17 protein-coding genes are annotated in these 20656 nt (G+C 73.5%); 12 read left to right on the top strand and 5 right to left on the bottom strand.

All coding sequences use genetic code 11. The features are described 5' to 3' along the window. Positions 1–67: 67 nt before the first annotated feature. Complete coding sequence (locus tag ABH937_RS26515) at positions 68–1645, top strand: Na+/H+ antiporter (protein ID WP_370219704.1); 1578 nt, start codon at positions 68–70, stop codon at positions 1643–1645. 15 nt (positions 1646–1660) lie between these two features. Here ABH937_RS26515 and ABH937_RS26510 read toward each other — a convergent pair whose 3' ends face one another. Then, positions 1661–2698 (bottom strand): glycosyltransferase family 2 protein, encoded by a 1038-nt coding sequence (locus ABH937_RS26510; RefSeq protein WP_370219703.1) that lies wholly within the window; start codon positions 2696–2698, stop codon positions 1661–1663. A 779-nt stretch (positions 2699–3477) separates the two neighbouring features. Here ABH937_RS26510 and ABH937_RS26505 point away from each other — a divergent pair. From ABH937_RS26505 to ABH937_RS26495, 3 genes are all read left to right on the top strand, one after another. Beyond that, positions 3478–3744, top strand: a complete 267-nt coding sequence (locus tag ABH937_RS26505) for a hypothetical protein (protein ID WP_280691598.1) — start codon at positions 3478–3480, stop codon at positions 3742–3744. A gap of 111 nt (positions 3745–3855) precedes the next feature. Further along, a complete protein-coding gene (locus ABH937_RS26500; RefSeq protein ID WP_280691597.1) occupies positions 3856–4278 on the top strand; it encodes a YjbQ family protein in 423 nt (140 codons plus the stop codon). A gap of 8 nt (positions 4279–4286) precedes the next feature. After that, positions 4287–4508, top strand: a complete 222-nt coding sequence (locus ABH937_RS26495; protein WP_370219702.1) for a hypothetical protein — start codon at positions 4287–4289, stop codon at positions 4506–4508. Between the two features lie 81 nt (positions 4509–4589). Here the strand turns inward: ABH937_RS26495 and ABH937_RS26490 are convergent, their stop codons facing one another. Both ABH937_RS26490 and ABH937_RS26485 read right to left on the bottom strand, forming a co-directional pair. Further along, on the bottom strand, positions 4590–7634 hold the full coding sequence (locus ABH937_RS26490) for an AAA family ATPase (RefSeq protein ID WP_370219701.1): 3045 nt from the start codon (positions 7632–7634) through the stop codon (positions 4590–4592). Further along, a complete protein-coding gene (locus ABH937_RS26485) occupies positions 7631–8800 on the bottom strand; it encodes an exonuclease SbcCD subunit D (RefSeq protein ID WP_370219700.1) in 1170 nt (389 codons plus the stop codon). Before ABH937_RS26485 ends, ABH937_RS26490 begins: the two co-directional genes overlap by 4 nt. A 171-nt stretch (positions 8801–8971) precedes the next feature. On the opposite strand from ABH937_RS26485, the gene ABH937_RS26480 reads away from it, so the two are divergent. From ABH937_RS26480 to ABH937_RS26465, 4 genes are all read left to right on the top strand, one after another. Continuing rightward, complete coding sequence (locus tag ABH937_RS26480; RefSeq protein WP_370219699.1) at positions 8972–9910, top strand: hypothetical protein; 939 nt, start codon at positions 8972–8974, stop codon at positions 9908–9910. Between the two features lie 182 nt (positions 9911–10092). Continuing rightward, positions 10093–10701 (top strand): hypothetical protein, encoded by a 609-nt coding sequence (locus ABH937_RS26475; protein WP_280691592.1) that lies wholly within the window; start codon positions 10093–10095, stop codon positions 10699–10701. A 182-nt stretch (positions 10702–10883) separates the two neighbouring features. Beyond that, on the top strand, positions 10884–11243 hold the full coding sequence (locus tag ABH937_RS26470; protein ID WP_280691591.1) for a glyoxalase: 360 nt from the start codon (positions 10884–10886) through the stop codon (positions 11241–11243). Positions 11244–11485: 242 nt separating this feature from the next. Then, the gene (locus ABH937_RS26465) at positions 11486–12280 is read left to right on the top strand and encodes an SGNH/GDSL hydrolase family protein (RefSeq protein ID WP_370146155.1); all 795 of its coding nucleotides are present in this window, start codon (positions 11486–11488) and stop codon (positions 12278–12280) included. A 126-nt stretch (positions 12281–12406) separates the two neighbouring features. On the opposite strand, the gene ABH937_RS26460 is transcribed toward ABH937_RS26465, so the two are convergent. Then, positions 12407–13717: a carbohydrate-binding protein gene (locus ABH937_RS26460; protein ID WP_280691590.1), complete on the bottom strand. Its 1311-nt coding sequence runs from the start codon at positions 13715–13717 to the stop codon at positions 12407–12409. Positions 13718–13918: 201 nt separating this feature from the next. Then, on the bottom strand, positions 13919–15745 hold the full coding sequence (locus ABH937_RS26455; protein WP_370219714.1) for a long-chain fatty acid--CoA ligase: 1827 nt from the start codon (positions 15743–15745) through the stop codon (positions 13919–13921). Between the two features lie 446 nt (positions 15746–16191). Here ABH937_RS26455 and ABH937_RS26450 point away from each other — a divergent pair, with 446 nt between their 5' ends. From ABH937_RS26450 to ABH937_RS26435, 4 genes are read left to right on the top strand one after another with little or no spacing between them, the layout of a single operon-like run. Next, a complete protein-coding gene (locus ABH937_RS26450) occupies positions 16192–18903 on the top strand; it encodes a nitrate- and nitrite sensing domain-containing protein (protein WP_370219698.1) in 2712 nt (903 codons plus the stop codon). Further along, on the top strand, positions 18900–19307 hold the full coding sequence (locus tag ABH937_RS26445) for a roadblock/LC7 domain-containing protein (RefSeq protein WP_280691587.1): 408 nt from the start codon (positions 18900–18902) through the stop codon (positions 19305–19307). The genes ABH937_RS26450 and ABH937_RS26445 overlap by 4 nt, the downstream gene beginning before the upstream one ends. Then, entirely contained in the window at positions 19304–19774 is a 471-nt protein-coding gene (locus ABH937_RS26440; protein WP_370219697.1) for a DUF742 domain-containing protein, read from the top strand. The genes ABH937_RS26445 and ABH937_RS26440 overlap by 4 nt, the downstream gene beginning before the upstream one ends. Further along, positions 19755–20366 carry an ATP/GTP-binding protein gene (locus ABH937_RS26435; protein WP_280691585.1) on the top strand — a complete coding sequence of 204 codons (612 nt, stop codon included), beginning with the start codon at positions 19755–19757 and terminating at the stop codon, positions 20364–20366. The genes ABH937_RS26440 and ABH937_RS26435 overlap by 20 nt, the downstream gene beginning before the upstream one ends. Positions 20367–20656: the final 290 nt, after the last annotated feature.

Raw genomic sequence — 20656 nt, 5'->3', positions numbered from 1 at the left:
GGCGCCGACTGACACGTTTTCTAGAATGACCTTTCATACCATCAGCTAGGCAGGAGGACGCGGCAGGGTGAGCGGAGTCACGACGGTCCTGTTGCTCGTGGTGCTGGCCACGGCGGTCGCCACCGGGGCCCGGCACTGGAGCATCCCGGCGCCCTCGCTGCTGGTGGTGGCCGGGGTACTGGCGGGCCTGCTGCCGTTCATGCCGCGATTCCAGGTGCCGCCCGAGGTGATCAGCGTGGTGGTGCTGCCGCCGCTGCTCTACGCCTCCGCCGAGGAGATCTCCTGGCGTGAGCTGAAGGCGGTCTGGCGGCCCGTCACCCTGCTCGCCCTCGGCCTGGTGCTGGCCGGTGCCTTCACGGTCGGCGCGATAGCCGCCTGGCTCACCCCGCTGCCGTCCTCGATGGCCTTCGTGCTGGGCGCCGTGCTGGCCTCCACCGACCCGGTCGCGGTCACCGCGCTCGGGCGCAAGCTCTCGTTGCCCGCCCGGGTGCAGACCCTGGTGCAGTCCGAGAGCCTCTTCAACGACGCCACCAGCCTGGTGCTCTTCAAGGTCGCGGTCGGCCTGGCGACCACGGCCGGGGCCCTGTCGCTGCCTGCCGCCGGCGGCGAGTTCCTGCTGCTGGCCGGTGGCGGCGCGGCGGTCGGCGGCCTGCTGGCGGGCGTGATCGCGGCGATCCGGGCCCGGACCGAGGACCCGGTGCTGGAGACCGTGATCGCCCTGGTCACCCCGTACGCCGCGTACGTGGTGGCCGAGGACCTGCACACCTCGGGAGTCACCGCCGTGGTGGTCGTCGGCGTGGCGCTGGGCGCCCAGGGGCACCGGCTGACCAACGCCCGGATCCGGCTCCAGGTGCACGCGGTCTACCGCACGGTGGTCTTCATGCTGGAGAGCGTGGTCTTCGCGATCATCGGCCTGGAGCTGCCCGGGCTGCTGCACGACCTCACCGCGGCCGAGGGCGGCTGGTTCTGGCAGGCCCTGCTGATCGCCGTGGCGGTGCTGCTGATCCGGCTGATCTGGGTCTTCCCGATGGCCTGGTTCCTGCAACGGCGCCGGGCCGCGGCCGGCGGTCCCCCGGTCAACTGGCGGGTGCCGGCGGTGATGACCTGGGCCGGCACCCGCGGCGTGATGCCGCTGGCGGCGGCGCTGACCATCCCGCTGCTGGGTCCGGACGGCGCCCCGCTGCCCTATCGCGAGCTGGTCCTGGTGCTCACCACCGCCGTGGTCGCCTGCACCCTGATCGTCCAGGGCTTCACACTGGCCCCGGTGGTGCGGGCCTCCGGCATCGCGCTGGAGCCGGAGGCCACCGCGCGGGAGGAGGCGCGGGCCGCCAAGGCGGTGCTGCGGGTCGCGCTGGAGCGGTTGGAGTCGATGGTGGACGCCGAGGCGGTCCAGGAGGTGGTGGCCGAGCGGATGCGACGCGACCTGGAGGCCCGCCTCGACCACGCCCGGATGCGGCTCTCGGACGAGGAGCCGCCCGAGGACGAGGCCACCGTGCTCGACTACCGCCGGCTGCGGCGCGACCTGATCGCGCTGGAGAGCGGCGAGCTGCACCGCCTGTACGCCGACCGGCGGATCAGCGAGGCCACCCGGGCGGCCCTGCAGCACGCGCTGGACCTGGAGGAGGCGGGGTTGGGGGAGGCCTGAAACGCTCGGCCGCTCTCAGCCGCGGCTTCCGCGCAGGCTCGCCTTCAGGGTGCGCGGTAGCCGCCCCGCCCGGCGCAGTTCGTCGTAGCCCAGGCGTGCGTCGCGGGCCGCGAGCCGGTACTGCATGCCCTGCACGCCGCCCGGGTAGCGGTAGCCGGGCGGGCGGTGGGCGGCGAAGTGCGCGGCGATCCGGTGGAAGAAGTCCCGGCGCAGCTCGGCGGGGACCAGGCCGGGCGTGTCGTAGATGGTGAGCGCCTGCCGGACGGTCCGATCGAAGACCAGGCCGCGCAGGTCGGCGAGGTCGGGGCGGCGGTCCAGGAAGGCGAAGATCGCCTCGTACTGGGCGAACGCGTCGGCGTGCTTGGCGGAGGCGGTGGCGGTGATCGCACCGGGGCGGCCGCGGCGGTAGTTGTAGCAGTCGCGGTCGAGGTAGCGCAGGCGGCGGGCGGCCAGCAGGGCCGGGTAGGTGACCGAGATGTCCTCGTAGAAGCCGCGGCCGAAGGAGACGTCCAGGCCGTCCAGGTACTCGCGGTAGAAGATCTTGTTCCAGACCGAGAGCACCGTGCGCAGCAGCGCCGGGTGCTCGCGCAGGGTGGCGCCCTCGGGGCGCTCCAGCGGCGAGCCGGCCAGCAGGTGGCGCCAGGGGTTGGGCTCGGTGCTGTCGTCCGGGTAGACGTGGCTGAAGCCGGTCAACAGGACGTCCAGCTCGCCGGGTCGCTCGGCGCGCAGTTCGGTGAGGACGGCGTCCAGAGCACCCTCGGGAAGCCAGTCGTCGCTGTCCACGCACCAGAGGTAGCTGCCGCGCGCCTCGGGCAGCGCGGCGATCCGGGCGCCGCCCAGGCCCTGGTTCTCGGTGAGATGCAGCACCCGCAGGCGCGGGTCGCGGGCGGCGTAGTCGTCCAGGATCGCGCCGCAGCCGTCGGGGGAGCGGTCGTCGACCGCGATCACCTCGAAGTCCTCGCTCCGCTGGCCGGCCAGGATCGAGTCCAGGCAGCGCGGCAGGAACTGCTCCACGCCATGGACGGGGACGACGATGCTGAGGAGGGGAGGCACGTCCGTCACTCTATCGAGGCCGTGGAACGCGCCGGCACGGCGGTGAAATGCTTCCGGCATGTCACGGCACGACGCCGGACACGACGGGCGCCGGTGCCGCGCCGAAAGCGGCGACACCGGCGGCCGTTGGCGGCCTGGCCGACCCTCAGCGGCCGGCCGCCGATCCTCCACCGCCTGAAGCCGGGCCGCCGCGACATCGGGGCGGCCGGACAGTGGACCCAGGAAAGTGGTGGAAGCTCTATGTTCACCAGTCGAAACCTTGAGTGAGAATACTGTGATCCCGCCCACTCGTGCTGGCTCAGAACAGATACTGCTTGGACATAACGGGCGCGTCAATCCCCCGTGAGCATTCAGTTTCCGAAAGCTACCCGGCCTGGAGGCGCGCCGGGCGGCAGGGCTCGGCGCGTCCCGGCGCGGCTCGGGTGGGCTCGGGTGGGCGGTTCCGAAGGCTCGCTGGTCCGGCCGGTCCGGCCGGTCTGACGGTCTGACGGTCTGTCGGTCTGACGTCACGTCAGGGCACGGGTTCGACGGCCCGTCAGAAACCTCGTCGGCGCTGCGGAAGTGACGTGGACGTGGCGAATGCCGACCGGGATCGGGTGGTTTGCCCGGATCGCGGACGCTTATCGATGCTCAGTCGTGACCGAGCCAGGGGTCCCTGATGCCACGTGAGTTGTCATCACGCGATACGGTGACTGAACACCAGGACGGTTGCGTGAGGACCGTCTCTCACGGATAGTCTTCGCCTCACGGCCCTGGCGCCTCGTAGGGGTGGGAAAATCATGGAACAGATGCAAGTGCGGAACAGGCCCCGCGTGCCGGCCATTCAGTGCGGCGTGGGCACGACCGGGCGGCGCATCGAGCGCCACCTGTCCGTACTCGGCGCGCCTGCCGTCCCCGTGGTCGACACCGCGGAGGCGCTCGGCCTGATAAGAGAGCTGACGCCTCGTGGCGTGAGCCCGCATGCCGCGCCGCGCCGCACCACTCGGGTGCTGCTGCTGGCCCCGCTGCGGCGGCTCAAGCGCAGTCTCTTCGGCAGCCGGGGGTAGGTCACCCGGCCGGGGCCAGGTCGCCGGGCGCCGTCGACGGGAGTTGAATCCCTGTCCCGCCGTCGGCGACCACGCTTGTCGCCGGCCCGGCCCGCGACGGAGGATGGCGCCATGGCCGACACCTTCCAGACCCGGACCTTCGAGATCACCACCGGCGACCGCGAGGTCGCCCTGGACATCACCGACCGCTGCGCGGACTTCCTGGCTGAGGTCGCGCCCGGCCGGGACGGCCTGCTCAACGTGTTCGTCCCGCATGCCACCGCCGGCGTGGCGGTGCTGGAGACCGGCGCCGGCAGCGATGACGACCTGCTCGCCGTGCTGCGCGACCTGTTGCCCGCCGACGACCGCTGGCGCCACCGCCACGGCAGTCCCGGCCACGGTCGCGACCACGTGCTGCCCGGCCTGGTCGCCCCGCACGCCACGTTGCCGGTGATCGACGGCCGGATGGCCCTCGGCATCTGGCAGTCGGTGGTGCTGATCGACACCAACCGCGACAACCCGCGCCGGACGGTGCGGCTCTCGTTCCTGGGATGATGGGTGGCATGACCGACGCCGCCGAGAGCACCGACACCTCCTACTGCGCTGCCCCGGGTGCGGCCGACGCCACCCTGATCGCCCTCGCCGCCGCCGACCCGGCCGCCGGCCCCCGCGCGGACTGCGTCCTGTGCGGCGAGCCCACCGAGTTCCCGGCGGGTACGCCGGGCAGCACCCTGTGCGCCCGCTGCGCCTGGCAGCAGGCGCAGCGCGGGGCCTGCTCGGGCTGACGGCGAGCAGCAGTCGCCGGGCGCCGTCCGCGTCATCCGCGCCGTCCGAGGCGGGCACCTCCGGCCGGTCGGGGAGTCGCGTCAGGCCGCGTCCGGCCCGGTGAGCTGCAGGGTCGAGCCGTGGCGGGACTTGCGGACCAGCAGCTGGGTCGGGATCCGCTGGCGCAGGTCGGCGACGTGGCTGACGATCCCGACCGCGCGGTCACGCTCGCGCAGCCCGTCCAGCACGTCCATCACCTCCTCCAGGGCCTGCTCGTCCAGGGTGCCGAAGCCCTCGTCGATGAAGAGGGTGTCCAGCGGCATGCCCCCCGCCTCGTCCGTCACCACGTCGGCCAGGCCCAGGGCCAGGGCCAAGGAGGCGAAGAAGCTCTCGCCGCCGGAGAGCGTGGCGGTGTCCCGTTCCGTGCCGGTCCAGGCGTCGACCACCAGCAGGGACAGGCCCGAGCGGCGGCTGCCCGGGCCCCGCTCGTCGCTGTGCACCAGGGTGTAGCGGCCGCCGGACATCCGGACCAGGCGGGCACTGGCCGCGGCCGCGACCTGCTCCAGCCGGGCGGCCAGCACGTAGGACTCCAGGCGCATCTTCAGGCGGTTGTCGCCGCTGGTACCGCCGGCCAGTTGGGCCAGCCGGCTGATCTCGCCGAAGGCCGCCAGCCGTGGGCCCAACTCGGTGGCCAGCCGGCCGAGCTGCTGCCCGAGCCCGGCCAGGGCGGTGCGCCGCTCACGGGCCTCGTGCTCGGTGGCGGCCGCACCGCGCAGCGTGGCGACGGCCTGGCGCAGCGCCTGCTGCGCACCCGGCGGGTCGGCCGGCGGCAACGCGGCGGCGGCCGCCGCCTCGGGGCGGGCCAACTCGTCCTGGACGGCGCGGCGATGGGCGGCGCGCTCGGCCAGCCGGTGGCGCAGTGCCGCCAGCTGTTCGGCGGGCAGCCCGGCCGCCGCGGCCTGATCCGGGCTCGCGAAGCCGGCGTTGCGCGCGGTCAGCGCCAACTCCCGCTCGGCCTCGCGCAGCTGGGCCGCCGCCTGCTCGGCGGCCCTGGCTGCCTGGGCGGTGCCGGCGAGGGCGTCCGCGAGCCGGCCCAGCCGCTCGGCGCGGGCCGCCACCGACGGGGCGTCGCCGCGCGCCTCGGCGACCCGCTCGGCCAGCTCGGTCCGTTCGGTGGCCAGCCGCTCCAGCCGGGCGGTCCGGGCGGCCACCCGCTCGCGGTTCTCGTGCAGTTGGGTGCTGTAGTGCTGCTGCCGGCGCTCCAGCCGCTCGCGCTCCTGCAGCAGCGCGGTCAGCTCCTCGGCGCCGCGCAGCGCGGCGCGGTGCGCGAGGGTCAGCTCGTCCAGGCGTGCGCCGATCGCGGCGACCGGCTCCTCGCCGGCGGTCGCCTCGGCCGCGGCCGCCGCGACCCGGAGCCCGGTCAGCTCCTCCTCGGCCGCCGCGGCCTCGTGCTCGGCGCGCTGCTGGGCCTCGACCGCGGCCCGCTCGTCGGCCGCGCGGACCGGTGCGGCGGTGGGGGCGGCCGGCGCCGGGTGCTCGCTCGCGCCGCAGACCGGGCAGGCCTCGCCCGCGCGCAGCCGGTCGGCCAGCTCGGCGGCCATCCCGTCCAGCCGGCGCTGCCGCAGGTCCAGGGTGTGTTCGCGGGCGGTGAGCGCGACCCGCTGCAGGCTCAGCAGGGAGCGCTCGGCGCGCTCGCCGGCCGCCCGCAGCTCGTCGCGCCGGTGGGCGGCGGCCAGGCAGTGCTCGGCCTCCTCGCGCCGGCCGCTCAGCTGCTCGGCCCGGGCGGCGGCGGCGCGCGCCGTCTCCTCGCGCAGCGCCCGGCTCTCGGCGGCCAGTTGCTGCTCGGCCAGCCAGCGCTCGGCCTCCTGGGCCAGTTCCTCGGCCTGGCGCAGCTCGGCGGCCTCGCGCCGCTGGTCCGCCGCCAGCGCGGCGCCGCGCCGCTCGTCGGCGGCCGCGGACTCCAGCCGGCCGATCGCGGCCCGCACCTCACCCTCGACCTTGGCCAGCAACTCGACGGGGGCGGCGACGGCCTGCGCCGGATCCCAGAGCGCCGCGAGCCGCTGCCGGTTCCGCTCCTCGCCCGCCCGGGCTCCCTCGTCGGCGATGGCCGCCGCGCGGCGCCCACGCAGTGCGGACTCGACCGCGAGTGCGGCCTGGGCCAGCGTCAGCCGGCGCTGCTCGGACTCCTCCTGCTCCCGGGTCGCGGCCAGCTCGGTGGCCTGGCGCAGCGCCTCGGCGTGACGCTGCTGACGGCCGGCCAGCTCCTGTTGGGCCGTCAACTCGTGCTCGGCGGCCAGCTGGCGCGCCTCGGCCCAGGTCAGTGCCGAGGCGCTGACCTGGGCCCACTCGGCGGCGTCGGTGCGCAGCAGGGCGGCCCAGCCGAGCGCCGCCTGGGTGAGCGCGCCGTCGTCGGTGCCCACCTCGCCTTCGGCGGGCAGGAACGCCGCGGCGGGGCGGGCCGCCGGACCCGCCGCCTGCTCGATCCGGCTGACCAGCTCGCGCAGCCGGCGCCGGTCGGCCTGGACCGCCGTCTCGTGGTCACGGCGCCGCTCGCCGAGCCAGGCCTCCAGCCGGCGGTAGCGCTCGGTGTCGAAGAGCTTGCCGAGCAGCTCGGCGCGCTGGGTCGCGTCGGCCTTCAGGAAGCGGGCGAAATCGCCCTGCGGCAGCAGCACCACCTGGCAGAACTGCTCCCGACTCATCCCGATCAGCCGCAGGATCTCCTCGCCGGTCTCCTGGTGCGACTTGCTGGCCGCCCGCCAGCCCGGCTCGCCCCGGTCGCCGTCCGCAGCCCACTCGCGCAGCAGGGTCTGCGCCTTCTCGACGGTCCAGCCGCTGCCGCGCTTCTTCGGGCGCGGCTGCTCGGGCAGCCGGGTGATCTCCAGGCGGCGGCCGCCCAGCGTCAGCTCCAGGGTGACCTCGGTCAGGCATTGCGGGTCGGCGTGGTCGCTGCGCACCCGGTTCGCCCGGCGGGTGCCGGGCAACTCGCCGTAGAGGGCGTAGCAGACCGCGTCGAGCACGCTGCTCTTGCCCGCGCCGGTGGCGCCCCGCAGCAGGAAGAGACCGCCGGCCGCGAGCGCGTCGAAATCCACCTCCTGGCGGCCGGCGAACGGGCCGAAGGCGGTGAGGGAGAGCCGGTGCAGTCTCATCGGGGCAGCTCCGCCCGCTGCTCCTGGTCGGTGCGGACCCGCTCGAACCCGTCGCGCAGCCAGTCGCGCTCGCGCGGTGCCAGCTCGACGCCCGGGCGGACATGGCGCACGAAGCTCTCGGCCACCTCCAGTTCGGCGCGCCCGCGCACCCGCGAGGCGTAGGAGGCCGGGCTCTGGTCGGGTGCCCGCTCGGGTTCGAAGAGCAGCTGCAGGGTGTGCGGGAACCGGCGGCGCAGCCGCTCCATCGGCTCGCTCGGGCGGGCCGGGTCGGTCAGCGTGACCTGGACCCAGGACTGCTCGTGCTCGGCCAGCTCGGGGTCGCCGAGCAGCTGCTCCAGCGGGCCGCGCAGGCAGGCCAGCGGGCGCGGCATCGGGCAGTCGATCCGCTCGGCGGCCACCGAGCCGTCGGCGGCCAGGTCGACCAGCCACATGGTCTTGCGCTGGCGGGCCTCGGAGAAGGAGTAGGCGAGCGGGGAGCCGCTGTAGCGCAGGTGCGGGGCCAGGGTCTGCGCGCCGTGCAGGTGGCCGAGCGCCGCGTAGTGCACGCCGTCGAAGACGCTCGCGGGCACGCTCGCCACGCCGCCCACCGCGATGTCCCGCTCGCTGTCGCTGGGCGCGCCGCCGGTGACGAAGGCGTGCGCCAGCACCACCGCCCTGGTGCCCGTGGGGCGGACCGCCAGATCAGCCCTGACCTGGTCCATCGCCGCTTCGAGCACGGCCGCGTGCCCGCCGCGCGGCAGGCCGAACCGCTCGCGCACCAGCAGCGGCTCCAGATACGGCAGGCCGTAGACGGCGACCTCGCCGTGCCGGTCGGCGAGCAGCACCGGGGTGGCGCAGGAGTCGGGATCGGTCCGCAGGTGGATGCCGGCCCGCTCGATCAGCCCGGCACCGACGCCCAGGCGCCGGGCCGAGTCGTGGTTGCCGCTGATGAAGACCGTCGGCACGGCGAGGTCGGCGAGCCGGTGCAGCGCCTCGTCGAAGAGCGCGACCGCCTCCAGGCCCGGCAGCGCCCGGTCGTAGACGTCGCCGGCGACCAGCACGGCATCGACGTCGTGCGCCTCGACCATGGCCACCAGGTGGTCGAGGAAGGCGCGTTGGGCGTCGTGCAGGCTCTCCCGGTGGAAGGAGCGGCCCAGATGCCAGTCGGAGGTATGCAGCAGTCGCATGGCCCCGACCCTAGCGGGGAGCCCTGACACTGATGGCCAACTCACGGATGGTCGACCGCCCCAGGGGCCCCAGGTGAGCCGGAAATGGTGACCGAGCGTCGACTGTCAGTGGCGCTCTGTATGTTCGACGGCGATCGACCGGATCACCTGGGCGGCTCCCGGAAGGGCGTGATGATCATGACGAGGACGGTGCGGGCAGTGCGGGCGGTGCCTCGCGAGCCGGCGGTGGGTGTGCTGTTCGGCCTGCCGGGGCCGTTCGGGCACGGCGGCGGGGGCGCGCAGCCGGTGGCCGTCGCCGTGGTGGCCGACCCGGTGGACTACCGGGCGCTCCGCGGGCTCGGCCTGTTCGCCGGTGGGGAGTTCGGCCGCTACCTGCGGCGGGCCGAGTGCCGGCTGCGGGCGATGACGGCGGAGGGCGTCGAGGTGCACCTGCGGGTGCTGGAGCCGACGGACTACGCGGACTTCTGCGCGGTGCGCGGCCTGGCACCGGGCGAGGCGTCGGCCCGGGTCGCGTACGCGGGCGATCCGGAGCTGGCCGGCGAGCCGTTCGTGTACCGCGGCGAGCCGCTGGCCGAGCTGCTGCCCGAGCTGGTCGAGGACCACCTGGCCCGGGTGCGGATCTCGCTGGCCCGGGAGCGGCTGCGGCAGGCGCTGGGCGGGGCGGCCGGGCCGGTGGCGCGGATCCTGGAACGGGCCGGTGTGCTGCTCCGGGCGCTGGCCGCCGGGCTGGGGGAGGGGTGCCACCGGCTCAGCCTGGTGCCGGGCGAGGGGGAGACGGCGGTGCTGGCGGCGTGCGTCGAGCGCGGGCGCTGGGCGGCCGGGCCGCGGCTGGTGGCGGCTTTCCAGACCGCGCTGGCGGCGGGGCTGGCGGCGCGCGGCGGCGGCGAGCTGCTGGCCCGCAGCGAGCGCCCGCCGGCCCGGGGGCCGACGGTGCGCGGGTGGGCGCTCGACGCCGGGCGGCTGCTGCCGCTGGACGCGGGCGGGGTGCGGGTGGCGCTGGCCCGGCTGCCGAACCGGGCGGCGGGGCCGGCGGCGGGCGGGCCGATCCGGGTGCGGCCCGGGTTCCCGCTGCCGGGCGCTTCGTGGAGCGGGAATGAGCCGTGGGCGTGAGCTGATCAGCGGCTCCTGGTGGCGCGCCGGCGTGCCCCGAGCGGGTGTGAGGACTGTTCATCGCCCTCCTGTTCGGGGAAGATCAACAGGTCGGACCCCGCGCGAACCCCGATCCCGCGCCGGAGTGCCGACCACCGCAGCTGACCAGCCGGCCCGACGGGCCCGACACCGGAGGGGGAGCTATGCAGCGGATCGAGTACAGCGCGGAGATCGCCGAGCTGCTGGGTCTCATCCGGCGTCGCCCCGCCGCCGGCTGGCCCTGGCGCCCGGGTGAGGCGGTGCCGGAGTGGCTGCCGGTCAAGCAGTCCTGGGGCTGGCTCTTCGCGCCCGACGGGCGGGTGTTGACCCTGGTCAACCCCAAGGACGGCATCGTCAGCCTGCCCGGCGGTTCGCTGGAGGCGGAGGACGCCGGCGACCCCGGGGCGGCGCTGGCCCGGGAGGCGGCCGAGGAGGCGCAGGCGGTGATCGGTCCCGCGCACTACCTGGGCTACCTGTACGACCGGGTCGGCTCGGCGAACGGCGGCCATGAGTGCGCCCGGGTCCGGATGGCCGCCGCGCTGCGCGAGGTGGGCCCGAGCCTGCCGGATCCGGCGTCCGGGCGGCACTACCGGCGGCTGCTGGTGGCCCCGGGTCTGGCCGTCGAACTGCTCGGCTGGGGTGCCCCGGGGTTGCGGCAGGCGCGCGCCGCGGTGCAGGTGGCGGTGAGCCGGCTCGGCGTGCCGGAGTCCGCCAACGAGGTGATCGAGGAGCTGCCGGTGACGGGGTGTGAGGTCTTTCCCGCAGCCGGCTGACGCGTCGCCACCAGCTGACGCCAGGGCGCCGTGGTGTGCGTGTGGTGTGCGTGTGGTGGCCGTGGTGCGCCGATCGGTCCGGCGACAGGTGCGGCGAGGCGTGCGGTTTTCCGGTGAGTCGCCACGCACGGTCGGTTAGGGTCGGTGACCATCTGATGGCCATTCGAGGGGGGGACGTTCACATGCCTGGGCCGAACGGCGGTCTCATCCATCACGTCGAACTCTGGGTCGACGACCTGGCGGCGGCCGAGGGGCAGTGGGCACCAGTGATGCTCGCGCTCGGCTGTGCGCCGTTCCAGAGCTGGGAGGCCGGCCGCAGTTGGCGACTGGGTGACTCCTACCTGGTGCTGGAGCAGTCACCGGCGCTGCGCCCCGGCGGGCACGACCGCTTGCGCGCCGGGCTCAACCATCTGGCGGTGCACGGCTCACGCTCGGCCGTGGGCGCCGCGCTCGCCGCCGGCTGGACGCTGCGGGTGGACACCGGCGAGACCGTGCACCTGGTGGACCGTCAAGGATTTGAACTCGAAGTGGTCTGCGCGTAAAGGTTCCTGGCTCGTCCACACGATCGGCACACGGGCGGCGGGCGGCCGGCGTATTTCCGGCGTATTTCGAGCCCGCCTCAAGCCTCGCTCCGGAAATTCGACGCAGAACCGACATCGCGGCCAACTTCAGCTCCCTGAACGAGAATTCCCGTCAACATATTTGGCATGGGCACTTCCCGAGACTCGGCGTCACTGGTACCACGGAGTAACCCGCGTCACGCTCCCGCTTCGATGGAGGTGCAATGCGTCCCATCCGTGCTGTCTCCGGCGGCGTCATGGCTCTGCTGCTCGCCGTGGCCACCCTCTTTCTCGCCTCACCCGCCAACGCGGCGTCGGTCAACTACGTCGCCCTCGGTGATTCCTACGCGGCCGGCGTAGGCGCCGGAAACTACGACAGCTCCAGCGGCAACTGCAGCCGCAGCTACAACGCCTTCCCCGAGCTGTGGAGCTCGGCCAACAGCCCGGCCAGTTTCAGCTTCGTCGCCTGCTCCGGCGCGAAGACGGGTGACGTGCTGAACAGCCAGCTCTCGGCGGTGAACTCCAGCACCACGCTGATCAGCATCACCATCGGCGGCAACGACGCCGGATTCGCCAGCACCATGGAGACCTGCGTGCTCCAAGGCACCAGCGCCTGCCTGAGCTCGGTCGCCACCGACGAGTCCTACGCCGACAACACCCTGCCCGGCCAGCTCGGCCAGGTGTACTCGGCGATCAGAGCCAAGGCGCCGAACGCCCATGTCGTGGTGCTCGGCTACCCGCACCTCTACGAGGTCCCCGGGAGCTGCTGGTTCGGCATCAGCGACACCTCGCGCACCGCGATCAACGGTGCCGCCGACACCCTCGACACGGTGATCAACAAGGCAGCGGCCAACGCCGGCTTCACCTTCGCGGACGTCCGCAGCGCCTTCAGCGGCCACGAGATCTGCAGCAACGACGAGTGGCTGCACAGCACCACGTTGCCCATCGACGAGAGCTACCACCCCACCGCCGACGGCCAGTCGCTCGGCTACCTGCCGGTCTTCGAGAACGCCGCCTGACCGGCAGCCCTCCGACAGCCCTCGGACCGGCGCAACCCTGAGAACGGCGCAACCATGAGAACGGCGACCGCCCGGGTGCTCTCTCGCCCGGGCGGTCGCCGTTCATGAGCCGAGGTCAGACCCTCGTCAGCACGGACCGTCGTCGGCCCAGACCCCGTACTGCCCGCTGGCGGTCGGGACCTCGTTCTGCGTCCACCACTTGGCGTGGTAGTCGTGCCCGTTGTACGAGACCTTGTCGCCGTTGGTGTACGTGCTGCTCGCGCTCCAGGCCGGCAGGGTGCAGATCCCCGGGCTCGCGCTGGTGGGCGGCGCGCTGGTCGGCGGCGTGGTGGGCGGGGTGGCCCCGGCGAACTGCACGGTGTACTTGGTGAAGTCCCAGGGGTTCTGCACCACACCGGAGCAGGAGCCGGACAGCCCGGGGTCGACCACCGGCGTGCACTGCCGGTCCCGGTTGACCGACCAGAAGGTGTAGCGGGCCAGCCCGTTGGCGGTCGCGAAGTTCAACACGGTCTGGAAGTCCGCCTGGCTGAAGTACTCGGCCGCGTCGGTGCGCCCGTTCATCATCGAGACGCCTTCGTGGGCGTAGGCGGTCGCCGCGCTCCAGCCGAAGGTGGTCTGCAGGATGCTGTTGAACGAGGTCAGCGCGGCGACCTGGGCGGCGCCGCCGTTGAACCCGCCGTCGAACGGCATGATCGAGTAGTTGTTCGGCGTGAAGCCCTGCGACTTGGCCTCGTTCAGCATCTGGGTGCCGAACCAGCCGGTGCCGGCGGTGGTGCCGGCCGTGGTGATCGAGATGTAGATCCCGGGGTTGTTCGCCTGCAGGATCTTCGCCGCGCCGATCTCGTTGTGGATCGCCGCGCTGTTCTCGTACTCCGGCTCCTCGAGGTCGAAGTCGATCGCGTGCAGCCCGTACTTGGTGATCACCTTCTGCTCGGCGGCGGCGGTGGCCTCCGGCGTGCCGCAGCCCTGGCCGAGCTTGTTGCCGCCGTAGCCGCCGAAGGAGACCGAGACGTCGCCGCCCTTGGCCCGGATCTGCTGGATCACGGCCGGGATCGTGGTGTCGGTGTCGATCGAGGAGGTGCCGCCCCAGGCGGGGTTGCAGCCGCCGGAGTCGAGCATGAAGGCCAGCTGGAAGGCCTTCTGGCCGCTGGCGTCCATCACCGCGCCGGCGTCCGGCGCGCTGTTGTCCTCTGGCATCAGATACGGCGCGGAGGCGTACCAGTTGCTGGTCAGCGCGCCGCCGGCAGCGGTCGGGGCGACGGAGGAGGCGAGCGCGGAGCCGCCGCCGGCCAGCGCGGCGAGCGTGCCCGCCAGCAGGCCCAGGGTGGCCAGACCGGTGGTGACGGCGGTGGTGCGGCGTCTGCGGTGCCGCCCTGCTGTGTCGGTCGAGGGGGCGGTCGGGGTGGCGGGAGCGGCGGGTAGCTGGGCGCGTTCCATCGGAACCTCTCCAGGAAATGGCAGTGGGGGACCCGGCCCGCGCACGGTGTGGGGGAGCGCGGGGGCGGGGTGTCGTACGGACCTGCCAATAAAGTGGACTAGACCAACTGGGAGGTCAAGGGTTCGGCCCTGACTTAAGACGGACTTGAGGCGAGGACGGACTTGGGGCGGCGGCGCCGCGCGAGCTCCGGTGGCGTCCCGTCAGGGGGTGTAGAGCGCCTCGATGTCGGCCGCGTACCACTCGGCGATCACCTGCCGGCGCAGCTTGAGCGAGGGCGTCAGCAGCCCCTGCTCGACGGTGAAGCCGCCCGGCAGCAGCCGGAACGCGCGGATCGACTCGGCCCGCGAGACGGCGGTGTTGGCGCCCGCCACCGCGCGCTGGATCTCCGCGTGCAGCTCCGGGTCGGCCAGCGCCGTCAACTCGTCGGCCGGTGCCCGCCGGTGCGACAGGTGCCAGTGCTCCAGCGCCCGCGGGTCCAGGGTGATCAGCGCCGCCACGTACGGGCGGTTGTCACCCACCACCACGCAGTGCGCCACCAGCGGATGCGCCTGGACCCGGTCCTCCAACGCCGCCGGCGCCAGGTTCTTGCCGCTGCTGGTGACGATCACGTCCTTCTTGCGCCCGGTGATGGTCAGATAGCCGTCGTCGTCCAGCGAGCCCAGGTCACCGGTGGCCAGCCAGCCCTCGCGCAGCGCATCGGCGGTGCAGAGCGGATGGTTGAGGTAGCCGCCGAAGACGCCGCCGCCGCGCACCCAGACCTCGCCGTCGTCCGCGATCGCCACCTGCGCGCCCGGGATCGGCTTGCCGACCGTGCCGAACTTGGGGCAGCCGGGCGGGTTGGCGGTGATCGCCGCGGTGGTCTCGGTCAGCCCGTAGCCCTCGTACACGGTCATCCCGGCGCCCGCGAAGAAGAGGCCCAGCTCGCGGCGGAGCGTCGAGCCGCCGCACATCACGCTGCGCACCCGCCCGCCCAGCGCGCCCCGGATCTTCTGGTAGACCAGCCGGTCGAAGGCGAGGTGGCGCATCCGCAACGCGGGCCCCGGGCCGCCCCCGTGGCCCAGGCCCTTCCGCTCGGCGGCCCGGGCCCAGCGCAGCGCGGTCTCCTCCGCCTGGCCGAACAGCTCGCCGCGTCCTTCGCTCTCGGCCTTGCGCCGCGCGGAGTCGTAGAGCTTCTCGAAGACATAGGGGACGGTGAGCAGGAAGGTCGGCTGGTACGAGGCCAGCGCGGGCAGCAGCACCTCGGCGCCGAGTTCGGACTGGTGCCCGAGCCGGATCCCGCCGCGCAGCGCGGCCACCTGCACCACCCGGGCGTAGACATGGGCCAGCGGCAGGAAGAGCAGGGTGGCCGCCTGCTCATCGGCCCGGTCGCTGAAGACCGGTCCCCAGCACGCCAGCAGGTTGTCCGCCTCGGCGGTGAAGTTGGCGTGGCTGATCAGGCAGCCCTTGGGGCGTCCGGTGGTGCCGGAGGTGTAGATCACGGTGGCGATCGACTCGGCGGTGACCGCGGCGCGCTGACGGTGCACCAGGCTCTCCGGCACCGCGGCGCCCTCGGTGGTCAGCGTGCGCACGCAGCCCTGGTCGAGCTGCCAGATCCCGGTCAGTTGGGGCAGCGCGTCGCAGACCGCTCCGACGGTCATCGCGTGGTCCTCGTTCTCCACCACGCAGGCCACCGCGTCCGTCTCGGCCAGGATCCAGCGCACCTGCTCGGGGGCGGCGGTCGGGTAGACCGGCACCGGGATCGCGCCGATCGACCAGAGCGCGTAGTCGAAGAGCGTCCACTCGTAGCGGGTCCTGGACATCAGCGCGACCCGGTCGCCGAACCGCACGCCGCGGGCCAGCAGACCCTTGGCCAAGCCCAGCACCTGGTCCCGGAAGGCGGCCGCGGTGACCGGCACCCAGCGCTCGGAGCCGCCCGCCCAGCGGGACAACTGCACGAGTGCGGGGGTGAGTTCGGCCGTCTCGTAAACCGAGTCGGCGAGCCCGCCGGCCGCGGGCTGTGCCAGCGGTGGGGTGCTCAGCTCGCGCAGCATCCAACCGGCCCTCTCCGGCCCCGCTGCCGACCACGCTCCGTGGCCCGTGCGGAGACCGGCGGTGATCTCCAGGGGCTCGGTAGCGACCGTAGCGGATCGTCGCGGCGCTGCCCAGAGCCGGGCCGGGTCGGATGGGTTCGCACGCGTCCGCTGGTCGGGCTGCCGGCTGTCTGAAAGTCAGGAGAGAACTGCCTGGGAGCACCGTGGGAGCGCGGCGGGAGCAGAGTGGGAGCGCGATGGGAGCGCGCTGGGAGAGACATCATCAGCGGTCGCCCGTGCCAGCCGACATGTGCCTGCCAATGCTGGATCATGCGTCTGCCAACAACGGATCAGAAACCCGTGAACAACAGATCAGGATCGATCTCCAAGACCCGTCGAACCAGTCAGGATCGAGTAGTAAGCTCGCGCAGACTCCCACCCGGGCACACCCGACCGAGGACTCCATGCGTCTGCGCAGCAGCTCGATCCGCGCGAAGATCATCGCGCTGCTCCTCGTGCCCATCGTGGCGCTTGTGAGCCTCTGGGCCTATGCCACCCTGGTCACCACCAGCGACTTCTGGAACCAGCTGAACGTGGCCTCGACCTACAAGGCCTTCGGCGCCCCGGTCGACCAGGTGGTCCGCGATCTGCAGGGCGAGCGTCGCACCGCGGTGGTGCTGCTGGCCCGACCGCAGGCCTCGGACGTGCAGAGCGACTACCTGAACGCGCAGAAGGCCACCGACCAGGACCTGGCGGCGCTGCGGCAGAAGGCGACCGGCGCCGGCTCCGGCCGGCTGAACGGCAGCGAACGGGCCCGGCTGCAGGACCTGCTGAACGCTGCGAGCCAGCTGACCCTGTTGCGCGGCCAGGTCGGGCAGCAGTCGATCAGTTGGGGCTTCGCGATCACCCAGTACAGCGGACTGATCCAGCCCGCGTTCGACTTCCGGGCCGCGTTCGTCAGCCAGCAGAGCGGCCAACTGCCGCGCCAGGGAACGATCCTGATCGAGCTGACCCGGGCCAGGGAGTACCTCTCGCAGCAGGACGCGGCGATGGAGGGCCTGCTCGGCACCCAGAACCCGATCCTGCTGCAGGAGCAGGCCGTGCTCGACCCGATGCACGACCAGCAGGCGCTCTTCCAGGTCTACATCGGCGAGTTGGACCAGCCCGACCAGGGCGACTACCTGGCGCTGCAGGGCGGCGACGACTGGCGGGCGCTGGACCTGGCCGACCGCGAGTTCCAGAGCGCCAGCGAACCTGCCGACGCGGTGGCCAGCATCAGCGAGCCGGCCTGGCGGACGACCGCCGACCACATCCTCGACGACCTCGCCCAGGAGAACAGCAAGCTGGCCGACTCGCTCGGCACCCGCGCCACCGCCTATGCGATGGGCCTGCTCTGGCGCGGTGCGATCGCCGGTGTGGTCGGCCTGCTGGCGATCGCGCTCTCGGTGGTGGTCTCGCTGCGGATCGGCCGCGGGCTGGCCCGGGAGCTGATCGGACTGCGCAACGCCGCACACGAACTGGCCGCTGTCCGGCTGCCTTCGGTGATGCTGCGACTGCGCGACGGACAACCGGTGGACATCGCCGCCGAGGCACCCGACCTGCAGTTCGGCGACGCGGAGATCGGGCAGGTCGGCCGGGCCTTCAACCAGGTGCAGCGCACCGCGGTGCGGGCCGCGGTGGAACAGGCCGAACTGCGGCGCGGCGTCTCGGCCGTCTTCGTCAACCTGGCCCGGCGCAGCCAGGTGCTGCTGCACCGCCAGCTGACCCTGCTCGACACCATGGAGCGGCGCACCGAGGATCCGGCGGAGCTGGAGGACCTGTTCAAGCTCGACCACCTGACCACCCGCATGCGGCGGCACGCCGAGGGCCTGATCATCCTCTCCGGCGGCTCGCCCGGGCGGGCCTGGCGCAAGCCGGTGCGGATGGTCGACGTGGTGCGCGCGGCGGTCGGCGAGGTGGAGGACTACGCGCGGGTCATCGTGCGGCCGTTCCCCAGCACCGGGCTGCTCGGCAGCGCGGTCGCCGACGTCACCCACCTGATCGCCGAACTGGTCGAGAACGCCGCGGTGTTCTCGCCGCCGCAGACCCAGGTGACGGTGCAGGGCGAGGTGGTGGCGCACGGCTTCGCGCTGGAGATAGACGACCGCGGACTCGGGCTGAGCGAGCCCGCGCTGGTGGAGATCAACCAGCGCCTGGAGGTCGAGCAGGCCTTCGACCTGACGGACACCGACCGGCTCGGGCTCTTCGTGGTCAGCCGGTTGGCCCGGCGGCACGGGATCCGGGTGAGCCTGCGGGCCTCGCCCTACGGTGGGACCACGGCCGTGGTGCTGATACCCAGGGAGCTGCTGGCGGAGGTGCCGGGCGGCGCGCTGCTGTCCGGCGGTGCTCCGGCGGGCGGCGCCTCCGATGGAGTGTCAGCGGGCGGCGGGTCCGGTGCCGGGTCCGGTGGCCTGTCGGGCGGTAGTGCCGGGGGCGCCTCGGCCGTGCCGAGGCAGCGCGATCTGGTGGCCGTGGCGGGCGGCGTGACGTCGCGTGCCGGCGAGCCCAAGCGCGGGGTGCAGCAGCGTGCGGTCACCGGGCCGCAGCCGGCCGGCGCCGAGCCCGCGCGGACGCCTGGCGGACTGCCGCGGCGCCGGGCGTCCGGCGGGCCTGTCCTGGTGCCCGCGTCCGGGGGCACGGGGCGGCACCGGCGCCAGGACACGGCGCCCGACCTCCCCGGAGCTGACGATGCGTCAGCAGACGTGCTGCCACAGCAGTCCGAACCGGCCGCCGGCGGACTGCTGCCGCGCCGGGTCCGGCAGGCCAATCTCGCACCGCAGTTGAAGGAGGCCGCCGCACGCGAGGCGGACCGGTCGGCCGACCGCGCGGGCGACCCGCAGGCCGCGCGCGAGCGTTCGCCCGAGGAGGCGCGGGCCACCTTCAGCTCCTTCCAGCGCGGCTTCAGCCGGGGGCGGGCCACGCCCTCGGCCGCAGCGCCCCCGCCCGCCGGCTCCCGGCCCGCCGCACCCGCGGTGCCGTCGCCGGGCACCCCCGGATCGGTCGCAGTGCCGCCGTTCGACCGGCGGCCACCCCTCCCGGACGCCCGCCGCGCGCTGGCGGCGTCCCCCGTACCTCCGGCCCTGCCGGCTGCTCCACGCCCAGCACCACCCGCACCAGCGGAAGGACCTGATCGATGACCGCAATGACCCAGCCGTCCGGCGACCTCAACTGGCTTCTGGATGACCTGGTGGGGCGGGTTGCGTCGCTGCGGCACGCCGTCATCCTCTCCAGCGACGGCTTGGCCACCGGAGCGTCGCAGGGACTGGACCGGGAGGACGCCGAGCATCTGGCCGCCGTCGCCGCCGGGTTCCACAGCCTGGCCAAGGGAGCCGGCCGGCACTTCGACGTCGGCGGGGTGCGGCAGACCATGGTCGAGCTGGACGAGGCGTTCCTCTTCATCACCGCCGCCGGTGACGGCAGTTGCCTGGCCGTGCTGAGCGACGCGGACTCCGACATCGGCCAGATCGCCTACGAGATGGCCCTGTTGGTCAAGCGGGTCGGGGAGCACCTCGCCGCCGAGCCCCGGCATCCGGCCGGATGATCGGGCAGCCACCGGATCGCGATCCGACCGGGCCCGCCGAGGCCGCCGACCTCGACGAACTCGCCGAACTCTCCGACCAGGAGCAGTGGTTCGACGACGAGGCGGGCCCGGTGGTGCGGCTCTTCTCGATGACCAGGGGTCGGACCAGACCGGCCGGCGAGGAGTTCTTCGACCTGATCTCGATGATCTCGCTCGCCGACCCGGCCGACCGTGCGGAACGCGAGCCCCTCCAGCCCGAGCCGGTGCTGGACCCGGAACACCACGCGATCCTGGACCTCTGTGCCCAGGGAACGCTCTCGGTGGCCGAGCTCGGCTCGTACACCGACCTGCCGGTCAGCATCGTCCGGGTGCTGCTCGGGGACCTGCACGATGCCGGGCTGATCGGCGTCACCCGCCCCGTTCCGCTCGCCGAACTGCCGGACGAGCGCCTGCTTCTCGAAGTGATCAATGGCCTCCGAGCACTCTAGAGCCTCTGATGGATCATCAGGCTCGGTTCCCTGGCGCACTGCTGACGGTGCGCCGACCGTCGCACTGAAGATCCTGGTGGCCGGCGGCTTCGGGGTCGGCAAGACCACCCTGGTCGGCGCGGTCAGCGAGATCCGCCCGCTGCGCACCGAGGAGCGGCTGAGCGAACTGGGCCGCCCGGTGGACGACACCAGCGCCGTGGTCGCCAAGCGCACCACCACGGTGGCGATGGACTTCGGGCGGCTCGACCTGCGCCCGGGCCTCGCCCTCTACCTCTTCGGCACCCCGGGCCAGGACCGGTTCTGGTTCGTCTGGGACGAGCTGGCCCGTGGCGCTCTCGGCGCGGTGGTGCTGGCCGACACCCGCCGACTGGCCGACTGCTTCCCGTCGGTGGACTTCTTCGAGCAGCGCGGCATCCCGTTCGTGATCGCGGTGAACTGCTTCGAGGGCACCCAGGTCTTCGCGGTGGACGACGTCCGGGCCGCGCTCGACCTCGACTCCGGTGTGCCGGTGGTGCTCTGCGATGCCAGGCAGCGCGAGGACGGCAAGGAGGTGCTGATCCAGCTGGTGCGCCATGCGGCCGACCGCCGTTGACGGTGCGTTCGAGGGCGCGCTGCTGGACGCCCGCCGCCCGGGCCGCCGCGCGCACCGTCGCCCGCGCCGTCGTCTCAGCATCGCGTCCGAATATCGGAACGGTGCTTGCCCTGGAGCCGGTCGGCATGGAAGCCTCTGGGTCAGCACGCCGCGCCGCATCCAACGCGTCCGGCGGGATCACCCGGGGGAGGGCAGCACCATGACGGCGGAGCGTTCATCTGTCGCACGACAGCCGGTGCACCGCCGTGCCCAGGGGATCTGCTTCACTGGCGGCATGCACGCCACCGTGG

Origin of the sequence: Kitasatospora sp. GAS1066B (genome assembly GCF_041262605.1) — a bacterium.
Classification (GTDB): Bacteria; Actinomycetota; Actinomycetes; order Streptomycetales; family Streptomycetaceae; genus Kitasatospora.
The sequence above is the reverse complement of the archived record's forward strand: the minus strand, read 5'-3'. Positions and strand labels throughout refer to the sequence as shown.